The sequence below is a fragment of the Saprospiraceae bacterium genome (assembly GCA_016715965.1).
Lineage (GTDB): Bacteria > Bacteroidota > Bacteroidia > Chitinophagales > Saprospiraceae > Vicinibacter.
Genome location: JADJXG010000001.1, coordinates 2,945,141 through 2,957,736 on the forward strand (window position 1 = coordinate 2,945,141; position 12,596 = coordinate 2,957,736).

8 protein-coding genes are annotated in these 12,596 nt (G+C 39.8%); 5 read left to right on the top strand and 3 right to left on the bottom strand.

The window, feature by feature from the left end; translation table 11 throughout:
• The first annotated feature begins 290 nt into the window (after positions 1–290).
• Positions 291–1,688, top strand: a complete 1,398-nt coding sequence (ltrA, locus tag IPM48_11230) for a group II intron reverse transcriptase/maturase (GenBank protein ID MBK9272156.1) — start codon at positions 291–293, stop codon at positions 1,686–1,688.
• A gap of 1,643 nt (positions 1,689–3,331) precedes the next feature.
• On the opposite strand, the gene IPM48_11235 is transcribed toward ltrA, so the two are convergent.
• Genes IPM48_11235 through IPM48_11245 form a run of 3 tightly spaced genes read right to left on the bottom strand, consistent with a single transcriptional unit; the run spans position 3,332 to position 5,882 of the window.
• Positions 3,332–4,054 carry a menaquinone biosynthesis protein gene (locus IPM48_11235; protein ID MBK9272157.1) on the bottom strand — a complete coding sequence of 241 codons (723 nt, stop codon included), beginning with the start codon at positions 4,052–4,054 and terminating at the stop codon, positions 3,332–3,334.
• Positions 4,047–4,682: a histidine phosphatase family protein gene (locus IPM48_11240; protein ID MBK9272158.1), complete on the bottom strand. Its 636-nt coding sequence runs from the start codon at positions 4,680–4,682 to the stop codon at positions 4,047–4,049. Before IPM48_11240 ends, IPM48_11235 begins: the two co-directional genes overlap by 8 nt.
• A gap of 6 nt (positions 4,683–4,688) precedes the next feature.
• Positions 4,689–5,882, bottom strand: a complete 1,194-nt coding sequence (locus IPM48_11245) for a CofH family radical SAM protein (protein ID MBK9272159.1) — start codon at positions 5,880–5,882, stop codon at positions 4,689–4,691.
• Positions 5,883–5,988: 106 nt separating this feature from the next.
• Between IPM48_11245 and IPM48_11250 the strand changes: the two genes are divergently transcribed.
• The 4 genes from IPM48_11250 to IPM48_11265 all read left to right on the top strand — a co-directional run bounded on the left by IPM48_11250 (position 5,989) and on the right by IPM48_11265 (position 12,580).
• Positions 5,989–6,897 (top strand): glycosyltransferase, encoded by a 909-nt coding sequence (locus tag IPM48_11250; protein ID MBK9272160.1) that lies wholly within the window; start codon positions 5,989–5,991, stop codon positions 6,895–6,897.
• A gap of 95 nt (positions 6,898–6,992) precedes the next feature.
• The gene (locus IPM48_11255) at positions 6,993–9,833 is read left to right on the top strand and encodes a carboxypeptidase-like regulatory domain-containing protein (protein MBK9272161.1); all 2,841 of its coding nucleotides are present in this window, start codon (positions 6,993–6,995) and stop codon (positions 9,831–9,833) included.
• 26 nt (positions 9,834–9,859) lie between these two features.
• Positions 9,860–11,461, top strand: a complete 1,602-nt coding sequence (locus IPM48_11260) for a T9SS type A sorting domain-containing protein (GenBank protein ID MBK9272162.1) — start codon at positions 9,860–9,862, stop codon at positions 11,459–11,461.
• A gap of 135 nt (positions 11,462–11,596) precedes the next feature.
• Positions 11,597–12,580 (top strand): aldo/keto reductase, encoded by a 984-nt coding sequence (locus IPM48_11265; GenBank protein MBK9272163.1) that lies wholly within the window; start codon positions 11,597–11,599, stop codon positions 12,578–12,580.
• Positions 12,581–12,596: the final 16 nt, after the last annotated feature.

Here is a 12,596-nt window from a genome sequence, read left to right on the forward strand (position 1 = left end):
GCGAAGCCCAAAAGTTGGACGTAAACAGCGGTAGTAAATTCTGTGGATTACAATGAAAGATTAATGAGTTTACCATAGGAGATCTGTAAACACAAGCGGAGGCAACGACGAGCGAAATGGAATAGCAAAGTGAGTGTCAGCAGAAGTCAGCAGAGGTCATAGTACCTAAGAAATTTCTGTAATGGAAAAGGAGGGAAGGACCGAATCCTAAGAGTTGATGAAGTTTTTTTTTAGAGTAGTAAAAGTCAAAATTGGAAAGATTACAGGACAGTAAAATATCGAATATCCAGATGAAATCTGCGAGACAGAAAGAATGTGATAAAAGCGATAGCCTTTTCGTTGCGAACATACCCGTATGGTATGAAAGCAGCGGAAAGGTAAGTCCTGAATGGCTATCTGCATGCAAAGAACAACGACATCAGACGAAAGATTTAATGGAGAAGATAGCATCCCCATTAAATTTATCAGAAGCGAGTAAGCGAGTAATACGCAACGGAGGCAAAGGTGGAGTAGATGAAATGGAAGTAGGTGAAATCAGGAAATGGCTGCAAGAGAATATGCAGACATTACGGGAAGAACTACTAAATAACAAATACAAAGCAGAAGCATTGCGAGGCGTACAAATACGCAAACCCAAAGGAGGCTATCGTCAATTGGGGATTCCGACAGTACGAGACCGAATAGTACAACAAGCCATAGCGCAACAATTGCAAAAGTATTACGATCCTAGTTTCAGCGAGAATAGCTACGGATTTCGCCCAAAGCGAAATGCACATCAAGCATTGAGTAAAGCAGCAAAGTATGTAACAGAAGGAAAGCGTCATGTTGTGGATATTGATTTAGAGAAGTTTTTCGATGAAGTAAATCATCATCGATTAATGTGGTTACTTAGAACACGAATAAGCGACAAGCGAGTGATGTGGATAATTAACCAATTTCTAAAGACAGGAATACTTCAAGGCGGACTTATGCAACAACGGATAAAAGGAACACCACAAGGGAGTCCATTAAGTCCGTTGTTATCAAATATAGTGCTCGACGAATTAGACCAAGAATTAAATCGGCGAGGAATAAGCTATGTGAGATATGCTGACGACCTGCAAATATTTGTAAGCAGCACTGCAAGTGCGGAACGAGTGATGAAAAGCATTACAAAGTTCATAGAAGGCAGGATGAAACTAAAAGTAAACCGGAACAAGAGTGCAATTAGAAAATACTATGAAACAAACTTTTTGGGCCATAGTATACTTAATAAAGGCAGAGTTGGATTAAGTAAAGAAAGCGAGGTGAAGTTAAAGTCGAAACTGAAGAAGATCACGCAACGCAATCGTGGAGATTCATTAGAACAAGTACTCCACGAACTCAAGGTAGTATTACAAGGGTGGCTTAACTACTTCAAATACGCAAGTATGCAAAGCAAGCTTAAAGTAATAGACGGATGGTTGCGGAGACGCCTGAAATGTTTTCGATTGAAACAATGCAAACGCAGTATTGGTATCGTGCGCTGGTTAAGGAGCTTAGGTGTTGAAGAAACCTTATGCTGGCGTACTGCCCTAAGTGGCAAAAGCTGGTGGCGGTTGAGCAATAGTCCAGCCCTCAGTATTGGAATGAACAACAAATGGTTTACCGAACTGGGCTACTATAGCCTAGCCGCTAACCATGAAAAGCTTCATCGGGAGTTACTCTAAGGAAACCGCCGTACACGTAAGTACATACGGTGGTGTGAGAGGACGGCAAAGCTATATTTTGATGATATCTTTGCCTCCTACTTTAATTTATTCTGAATATACAGCGTACCTGGTTTGGTCCCCAAGCTTGCTTGGGGGCCAGGTTCTAATCCTTTCCCAAGTTGACTTGGGGACGACTATGAGAAAGAGCATGAAGAAAATCATGCTCTTTTTTTTTATTCTGAATATACAGCGTACCTGGTTTGGTCCCCAAGCTTGCATGGGGACCAGGTTCGAATCCTTCCCCAAGTTGACTTGGGGACGACGATGAGAAAGAGCATGAAGAAAATCATGCTCTTTTTTTTTATTCTGAATATACAGCGTACCTGGTTTGGTCCCCAAGCTTGCTTAGGGGCCAGGTTCTAATCCTTTCCCAAGTTGACTTGGGGACGACTATGAGAAAGAGCATGAAGAAAATCATGCTCTATTTTTTATTCTGAATTTACAGCGTATCTGGTTTGGTCCCGAAGCTTGCTTGGGGACCAGGTTCGAATCCTTCCCCAAGTTGACTTGGTGACGACGATGAGAAAGAGCATGAAGAAAATCATGCTCTATTTTTTATTCTGAATTTACAGCGTATCTGGTTTGGTCCCGAAGCTTGCTTGGGGACCAGGTTCGAATCCTTCCCCAAGTTGACTTGGTGACGACGATGAGAAAGAGCATGAAGAAAATCATGCTCTTTTTTTTATTCTGAATATACAGCGTACCTGGTTTGGTCCCCAAGCTTGCTTGGGGGCCAGGTTCGAATCCTTCCCCAAGTTGACTTGGGGACGACGATGAGAAAGAGCATGAAGAAAATCATGCTCTTTTTTTTTTATTCTGAATATAGAGCGTACCTGGTTTGGTCCCCAAGCTTGCTTGGGGGCCAGGTTCGAATCCTTCCCCAAGTTGACTTGGGGACGACGATGAGAAAGAGCATGAAGAAAATCATGCTCTTTTTTTTTTTATTCTGAATTTACAGCGTATCTGGTTTTGTCCCCAAGCTTACTTGGGGACCAGGTTCGAATCCTTCCCCAAGTTGACTTGGGGACGACGATGAGAAAGAGCATGAAGAAAATCATGCTCTTTTTTTTTTATTCTGAATTTACAGCGTATCTGGTTTGGTCCCCAAGCTTGCTTGGGGGCCAGGTTCGAATCCTTCCCCAAGTTGACTTGGGGACGACGATGAGAAAGAGCATGAAGAAAATCATGCTCTTTTTTTTTATTCTGAATATACAGCGTACCTGGTTTGGTCCCCAAGCTTGCTTGGGGGCCAGGTTCGAATCCTTCCCCAAGTTGACTTGGGGACGACGATGAGAAAGAGCATGAAGAAAATCATGCTCTTTTTTTTTATTCTGAAAATACAGCGTATCTGGTTTGGTCCCCAAGCTTGCTTGGGGACCAGATTCGAATCCTTCCCCAAGTTGACTTGGGGACGACGATGAGAAAGAGCATAAAGAAAATCATGCTCTTTTTTTAATTTTAAATATACGGCGAAGTTTGCAAATGAAAAGGAATATACACTTTGGCTGTTTTAAAAAATGACAAAATATTTTGAATAAATGGGCGGTGTTGATTCAATGCCATCCATTATTTTGAGATATTTTTTTCCCAATGATAGCTTTTTATTGTACCGCCAGTCTTAAAAATAATTCTTTGGCCATTCTCTTTTGTTCATCGAAATGATAGGATATATTGGATTCAAAATAACTTTGCATATTCTGATACGGGAGATTTTGTATTTGGAGTTTTTCGTACATATTATCAGTTTGTAGGAAATCAGTAAACAGTTGATTAAGTGTTTGAATGTCAGTTTCAGCGACATTTGGATGACAGGCCCAGATCGCAAAAACAAATGGATAGCCTGAAAATTTTTTCCATTCAAGGCCGAGGTCAAGAATATAAGGATATTCCTTCTCCGCTGCGAGTGCCTTGTCACCAATCATCAATCTAGCATCAGCTTCAGATCCTGGAGGAAGAATTTGAATATTTTGGTGCAAGGACCAATAGTTTTCATTCAATACTTTCACCAAAAGATTGGAAGTCCGAGATTCGATGTCAAGACTGATGGTGCGCACATCTGAAAAAGGGATATTTGAAAAAAGACACACCGTTCTAACAGGTCCGTCGCATCCAATGCAATAATTGGTGATGATCTGAAATTTGTCGTTTTCTACCAGCGCACCCACCGGTAGCAAAGCAATATCTGCATTATTGGAAAAAAAAATTTTTGCACAATCGCTTGGATTGGCCCTGATGATTTCAAACTGATCCTTCATTTCAGTAGATTCAATGGACTTTACAAACGGAAGTGAATTAAAATATTCTACAAGAACAATTTTAAGCATGGAGATTAGATACCGTTTGTAAATGAGTTAAATTATTTAATTCCATTGCCTCCCAACTTTCTTTTTTTAATCGAAATTTGTACAATCCGGTATTGTGTTGTTTTATATTTTCCATTTGACTCAATGGTAAATGCATCAGCATACAAATCATTGCCCTGAGGGTTCTGCCGTGGGTGCAAATTAATATTTTTGATTCAGGACAGTTTTCAATTTCTTCCAGATGCATTTTAATTCTACTTTCCAACTCAGCAGCGCTCTCTCCAAGATATGGTTTTGCATGATAGTTTCCTTTGGCCCATTGTTCAATGATAAATTGGTATTTCATCATCAACTCAGGTTCCCCTCGCTTTCCTTCATGTTCACCCCAATTAATTTCCTGGATTCTCCAATCCTGCCTGTATGGAATACCATCCACGATAAAAGGTTCAACTGTTTGATAAGACCGCTTTAATTGAGAGGAATAGATCAGTTGAAAGTTTTCATGCTTGTAGTGCTGATAAAATAATTTACTTTGACGATAACCATTTTCATTTAAATCAGAATCAATTCCACAACCTTGGACAATTCCCATTTGATTGCATTCTGTTTCACCATGACGAATAATGAACACCGTTTTATCCATACCCATCCTTCTTCAGTTTGTTAAAGGTAATTCTACATAGGATCTTATGGGATTATCAACAAATTCGACTTCGCTGTAGTCTTGTACAACATAGTATAATGTATCCCTTTCGATTGGAATTTTTCCTGCCAATTTAATGAGTGACACCAATTCCTGTGTGGTCATGGAAGGGCTTTGTTCCTCCGAACCAGCCATGGAATAAATTTTCGTACTGTCGTCTATTGTGCCATCCACATCATTTACCCCAAATGACATTGAGAGTTGGGCAAATTGTCGCCCTAGCATGGGCCAATAGGATTTTAAATGAGGGAAGTTGTCAAGATAGATTCGGCTCACTGCATAATTTTTGAGATCTTCCCCAAGGCTGCCTTCAGCAATGTGAGACATTTGGTTGTCTTTGTTTCTAAATTTTAGTGGAATGAAAGTTTGAAAACCACCGGTTTGATCTTGAAGTTGTCTCAGCCTCTCCATATGATCTATCCTATGTGCGTAACTTTCGATATGGCCATAAAGGATGGTCGCATTTGATTTCATGCCTAAATCATGCCAGATTCTGTGAATTCTTAGCCATTCCTCGCTGCTGCATTTGCCTCCTGCAATTTCATCTCTGATTTGTTCATCAAAAATTTCTGCACCTCCACCTGGAAGGGAATCCACCCCACTTTCTTTAATCAGGCGCATCCCTTCTTCATAACTGACTCCCGCTTTTTTAAAAATGTAGTGATATTCCACAGGAGTTAATGCTTTAATGTGCAATTCAGGTCTGTGTGATTTTATCTTTTTAAAAAATTCGGTGTAAAATTTGAGATCATACTGCGGCAGCACTCCACCGACAATGTGAACCTCTGTGACAGGCTTTCCATCATAGGATCGAACGATTTCCATCATCTGATCCATGGTGTATTCCCAACCATCTGATCTTTTTTTGATCAACCGTGAATAGGAACAAAAACTGCAGCTGTATATACAAACATTGGTCGGCTCGATGTGAAAATTCCGATTGAAATACACTTTACCCCGATGCATCCGGGATGCCACCAGATTGGCCAAGCTTCCCAAATAGGAAAGAGATGCTTCTTCATAAAGTTGGATACCTTCAGATGGAAGAATCCTTTCAGATTCCAAGACCTTCCAGCCAATATTCTGAAGAGAGACATTTTTCTCTTCCTCGACCATTCGCCGGATAAATGAATCGAATTCTGCCATATTTCAAGATTTTAATCTTAGTAAACAAGCATTTGGATAAATGGTTATCCTCTTTGGGAAGTCAAGTCTTTGTCAAGAGATACGATAATTTACCTATTTTTGACATGTGATCTCAGTTTGTATTCCTGTTTATAATTTTGATGCGACCACCCTGATCAAGGATTTAGTAAATTCAATGGAATGGGCTAAAATCAAGTATGAAATCTTGATTTATGACGATGATTCTACAATAACATACGAAGACCTGGCCGTTTTGATTAACCGTGTTCCAGAGGCAAAACTCTTTGGATCTGCTGAAAACAAAGGACGTGCCTTTGCCAGAAATTATCTGGCTCAAAAAGCTCAATATCCAATGCTTCTGTTTTTGGATTGTGATGGTAAAATTCCAGACAAAAAGTTTATTTCGAATTATCTGCCTTACTTTTCAGAATTGAATCGAGTTGTTTCAGGAGGGAGAATCTACCAAAGCTCCAAGCCCATTTATCCGGAATTATACTTGCATTGGAGGTATGGGACTAAAGTGGAATCCATTACGGCCTTTTCAAGAAATCAAAAACCTTATCAGACATTTCATTCCAATAATTTTATCGTTTCCAAAGCCATTTTAACCCAGATTCCATTTGATACAAACCTAAGCCAATATGGACATGAGGATTCCTTATGGGCACAAGAGCTAAAAAAAAGATCGATACCTATTTTTCACATCGATAATCCGGTCGAACACCTGGGTCTTGAAACCGCCGATATTTTTTTGACAAAAGCCCAAATGGCTGTGCAAAATTTGATTCTTTTAAGACAAAAGGGAAAGTCGACGGAAAGCCGTCTTGAATCCTTTTACCACGAAAGCATTTTGGCTAGAATAAAAATGATTGATATGGTTTTTAAAATTCTGGCATTTTTTAAACCCCTGATCATCTGGCAATTAAAAAGCGCCAAGCCAAAACTTAGCTTGCTTTCACTTTTAAAAGCGATTCAATATTCAGAGTTGATTCATTCAGCTAAGAGAAAAATTTAAATATCCCTCTATCGAGTTGTTATTATTTTGTAAATTTGTCATTCATTTGAATTAAAGAGGACCGAAATTACTACAATCACAAACAAAACGAGTGGATGAATTCAATCTGTTGGTTTTTCAGATTAAATCAATTATTAGTAGTTATTTTATTGATTTATAATCCTTTATGCTCTATTTATGCGCAAAACACCTTGAAGGGGGTCCTCAAAGATCACATCACGGGTGAGCCTTTAATCGGAGCCACTGTTTTAATCAAAGGAACCACCCAAGGTACCATCACAGATTTTGAAGGTGCCTTTATTCTGCGTTCTCAGGACGAATTGCCTGTGACCCTGGAATGCAGATATGGCGGTTATGCAGTAAAAAATGTGGTCTATGCAGAATCCGGAAAACTATTGCAGATCACCATGGAAGAGGAAGCCATTCAGATAGAAGCCATAGAGATTACAGGGATGAGGATTAGTGACAAACAAAAGTCTTCGCCTTTGACCGTAGAAAGCATGGATTTAATGGCCATTAAAGAAACCCCTGCTGCAAATTTTTATTCGGGACTTGGTGCTCTTAAAGATGTGGATCTCACCACAGCCAGTTTGGGTTTTACGATCATAAATACCAGGGGATTTAACAGTACCAATCCGGTTCGCTCTTTGCAACTCATTGATGGGGTGGACAATCAATCTCCAGGTCTGAATTTTTCATTGGGTAATTTTCTGGGAGCATCTGAGCTGGATGTGCTTAAGGTAGATTTGATTGTAGGCGCCAGTTCCGCATTTTACGGTCCCAATGCATTCAATGGAGTGATCAATATGGAGACAAAGAGTCCGTTTTTTCACAAAGGAGTTAGTTCTTACTTTAAGTATGGAGAGCGCAATTTATTTGAGGGAGGAGTCCGATGGGCCGATGCGTTTAAAAATAAGAAGGGACAGGAATATATTGGACTTAAATTTAATTTTTCATTTTTCAGAGCAGATGATTGGGTGGCTGATAACACCGACCCAGTGTATGGCACTCAAACCGGCAGGGACAATCCCGGCGGATATGATGCTGTCAATATTTATGGGGACGAATTCTTACCAGAGTTTGATTATCGGAAATCTGTAGTTACGTATCCCGGACTTAATATCTTCCACAGACGTGGTTATCGCGAACTGGACATTGTGGATTACAATTCTTACAACCTGAAGTCAAATTTTGCTTTTCACTGGAAACTACAACCTTCCAAAAAGTTTGAATCCCCCGAACTAATATTGGCATCTAACTTCGGTGGCGGCACCACCGTTTTTCAAGGGGACAATAGATTTAGTTTGAGAAATATTAAATTTTTCCAACACAGGCTTGAGTTGAAAAAGCAAGATCATTATTTCTTGCGGTTTTATGCAACCCATGAAGATGCGGGTGATTCTTACGATCCATATTTTACTGCACTCCAAATGCAACAGAGGGCCACAAGTACAGCCAATTGGGTGACTGGGTACAGCAACTATTGGGTACTCAATATCGCACCAAAAATCAGGGCTATCGAAGGCTACCCAAAGGTTTCTGATTTTACCCACTTGCCACCAGATATAAGAGTTAGTGCCTATCAAGCAGCTATAAATGGATTTATGACTGGGATAAATGACTCCTTATTTTATTGGCACTCTCTTGCCCAGAATGCAGCCAACACAGCAAATTTCCAATTTAAGACGAATGATTTTTTTGAACCCGGCACATCTGCTTTTGATTCGGTTTTTTCATTGATCACCTCCAGAATTGCCAACAGTGAGGGTGGCACCCGATTTTATGACCGCTCAGCCTTGTTTCACAGCCAGGGAGAGTATATTTTTAAAAATATTTACTCCAACTACTGGATCAATGATTTGAGTATAACTTCAGGATTTAGTGGCAGATTGTATACACCGGACTCAAAAGGTTCTATATTGCTCGACACCAATGGAAGGAAAATAGATACTTATGAGTGGGGTATTTATCTTGGACCAACTTTAACCTTTTTGGACAATGACCTTAGGTTGAATATTACAGCGAGACTTGACAAGAACAAAAATTTTAATTACTTAATTTCTCCTGCGGCTTCATTGGTTTATCAGCCTTCCAAGAATGACTATTTAAGGGTTTCGTTTTCTTCTGCCATCAGAAATCCTACCCTCACCGATCAATTTTTAAATTACAATGTGGGACGGGCGATACTGAGAGGAAACATCAGCGGTGTTGAAGATCTTATTACAGTTGGCTCTTTTGTCGATTTTTTAAATTCAGGGATAAGTGATACCCTGCAGTATTTTAATGTAGCACCCATCCGACCGGAGCAGGTTAAAACCATTGAAGCAGGTTACAGGACTACATTGTTCAATGCGTTGTTTGTTGATCTTGGATATTATTTTAGCAGATACAAGGACTTTATTGGTTACCAATTGGGTATTGACGCATTTATTCCATCCGGAACTTCACTGCCTTCCAGAGCACAGGCCTACAGGGTATCCTCCAATGCACAGGATGTGGTGACATCACAGGGATTTTCGATTGGACTGAATTACTTTTTTAAAAACCACTATGTCCTCAAAGGAAATTACTCTTGGAATGTACTCAATACAAAGTCTGACGACCCAATCATTCCTGCATTCAATACACCGGAGCACAAGTACAACATTGGAATTACTGCCAGAGATCTTAAATTGTTTGGAATCAAGGATTTGGGTTACAGCATAAATTACAAATGGATACAGGGATTTACCTTTGAAGGATCTCCCCAGTTTACAGGATTTATTCCCACTTACGATTTAACCGATGTTCAAATCAACTGGAATTGGAAAAAAAGAGACCTTACCTTTAAAGCCGGAGCGTCCAATGTGTTTAATCAAAAATCCTATCAGACCTATGGAGGACCTTTGATTGGTCGGTTGGCCTATTTTAGTATATTGCATGAATTTAAAAAATAGTTATTTCACTTAAATAAATTAAGCTTATGAAAAAAATTTACTTCTTATTGATTTTTATGGGAATGTTTTTTTCCCTGGTCAGTGCGCAAAGGCGATATCTTGATCCCGGATTTGGCGTTCAGAGGACTGCAAATGTCGATTATGCCAGAAACATTAGTGTTATTAGTGGAACACCGGCACCGGAGGATCTGAAAGTGGACATTTATACACCTGTTGGAGACTCTGAAACAGCCAGGCCATTGGTACTCATTGCACATACCGGAAGTTTTTTACCTGGGATATTTAATCAGCAAGTTACAGGTTCCAGAAATGACTCATCTGTAATTACTACTGCTATTGCATTGGCATCCCGAGGTTATGTTGTTGCAGCCTATACCTACAGAATGGGCTGGTTGCCAACTGCAACTGAGCAAAATGAAAGAACTGGATCATTGCTTCGAGCTGCTTATAGAGGTATTCAGGATACTAGATCCTGTATTCGGTTCTTTAGAAAAACAGTTGCAGAAGACGGAAATCCCTATGGGATTGATCCTGATAAAATAGCGGTTTGGGGTATTGGAACCGGAGGCTATCTGGCCTTAGGTGCAGGTAGTTTAAATGATTTTGGAGAAGTTATACTGGATAAATTTATAGATACAAGAACATTGACTCCTTACATAGATAGTACAATAATGGGTAATATTTATGGAACTACTCAAGCGGCAATTTGCCTTCCAAATCACCCCAACTACTCATCTGAATTTAAGTTAAGTGTTAATGTAGGCGGAGCGTTGGGAGATTCTACCTGGTTGGATGGAGAAGAAGTTGAGCCAGCCTATGTTGGAGTACATTGTATGACGGATATTTTTGCACCTTATTTTGAAGGTGCTGTAATTGTTCCCGGCGTTAATTTCTTTGTTATTTACGCAACAGGTACCAGAAATTGTATAGAGTTGGCAAATAGAAATGGCAGTAATGATGTTCTTAAAGCATTGCAGCCCGCCAATGACCCTCTGCACGATCTTATTGAATTTCAGAAGAGCAATAACGTAATTTTACCGGTTGCCATGCCTCCGCAAACTGTTCCGCTACCTCAAGGCACGGATAACTTTTATGGATTTGATTTGCCTCTAATTTATAATGGACAACTTGCTCCACAAGGTTCACCATGGGATTGGTGGGATTACAATACACTCCAGGTGGTTGTGGCTGCCATTAATGCAGCAAGAGGAACTAATTTTAATGCGGATACTTTGCATTTGAATGGCTTGAGAACCAATCCCGATATGTCTGCTGCCAAAGGCAGAAGGTATTTGGATACCGTGAATATGTTGGTATTGCCAAGAGCATGTTTGGCCCTTGAGCTGGGCTGTGAGTTTTCCTCTACGAAAGAAGTCAAAGCTTCAGACATTGGATTAAAAGTTTATCCAAATCCAGTCCGGGAGTTTCTGCAAATTGAGACCCATACAGACGCTCCTGTAGAGTCCGTTTATATTTATAATTTAAGTGGAAAACTAGTAAAAGCACATACTCATCTACGGAATTCACAGGTAAGCCTGCCAGTTCAACCTCTGACAGCCGGATTTTATCTCATGCAGGTGAGGACGAAGGACAAAATGGTTCAAACACAATTAATAGTTCAGGATTAAAAGGAATATCTGAAATTAGAATCATCAAGTGGAGGTCCAGAAGACCTCCACTTTTTTTTAAAAAAGTTCGGATTCAGATTTACTCCGAATTGTACAAATCCTAGTTGGATTTTATTTTGAATATCTTTGTAATGTATGGAATACAGAAATCTAGGAAAATCAGGACTTAAAATCAGTGCCCTTTCATTTGGTAGCTGGATTACTTTTGGTAAGCAGATTGACGATCATACCGCATTGAATTTAATGGCTTGCGCTTACGATCATGGAATCAATTTTTTCGACAATGCAGAAATTTATTCCAAAGGACAATCTGAAATCATTATGGGTCAGAATCTGAAAAAACTGTCTTGGGATAGAACCAGTTTTTTGGTCTCAAGCAAAGTATTTTTTGGAGATGGACGCAATAAACCAAACCAAACAGGACTTTCGCGCAAACACATTGTTGAGGCGTGTCATGATGCACTTAGACGATTGCAATTGGATTATCTGGACCTTTATTTTTGCCATCGTCCTGATAAATCAACACCCATCGAAGAAACGGTCTGGACCATGCATCAATTAATTATGCAAGGAAAAGTCTTGTATTGGGGTACTTCGGAGTGGTCTGCACAGGAAATCATGGAAGCACACATGGTTGCAAGACAAAACCACCTGATAGCACCGGTCATGGAACAACCCCAATACAATTTATTACACAGACAGAAAGTGGAAGTCGAATATGCACAAATTTATAAGACCGTTGGATTGGGAACAACGATATGGTCGCCACTTGCTTCCGGAATCCTTACTAACAAGTATCTGGTCAAAGCTCCTGAAGGCACTCGTTTTACCATTGAAGGGTTGGAATGGCTCAAAGAAAGAAATCTGACTGAAGACAATTTACAGAGAGCAAGGAATTTAGCAGTTATTTCTAAAGAATTGGACATTCCCTTGGCTCAGCTGGCCATTGCATGGGTATTGAAAAACCCAAATGTTAGTACTGCTATTTTAGGAGCAAGCAATGTGGCTCAATTGGAAGAAACCATTGCCAGCTTGGATACAATTCCGCTGCTGAATGATGAAATCATGGAAAAGATCGAAACTGCCGTTAAAAATAAACCCCAACATCCCCAATATTGACAATTTGAGTACTTTT

What these genes read in the sequence shown, in the direction of transcription:
- ltrA (MBK9272156.1), top strand. Translation starts at nt 291, where the DNA reads ATGAAATCTGCGAGACAGAAAGAATGTGATAAAAGCGATAGCCTTTTC.
- IPM48_11235 (MBK9272157.1), bottom strand. Translation starts at nt 4,054, where the DNA reads ATGCTTAAAATTGTTCTTGTAGAATATTTTAATTCACTTCCGTTTGTA.
- IPM48_11240 (MBK9272158.1), bottom strand. Translation starts at nt 4,682, where the DNA reads ATGGGTATGGATAAAACGGTGTTCATTATTCGTCATGGTGAAACAGAA.
- IPM48_11245 (MBK9272159.1), bottom strand. Translation starts at nt 5,882, where the DNA reads ATGGCAGAATTCGATTCATTTATCCGGCGAATGGTCGAGGAAGAGAAA.
- IPM48_11255 (MBK9272161.1), top strand. Translation starts at nt 6,993, where the DNA reads ATGAATTCAATCTGTTGGTTTTTCAGATTAAATCAATTATTAGTAGTT.
- IPM48_11260 (MBK9272162.1), top strand. Translation starts at nt 9,860, where the DNA reads ATGAAAAAAATTTACTTCTTATTGATTTTTATGGGAATGTTTTTTTCC.
- IPM48_11265 (MBK9272163.1), top strand. Translation starts at nt 11,597, where the DNA reads ATGGAATACAGAAATCTAGGAAAATCAGGACTTAAAATCAGTGCCCTT.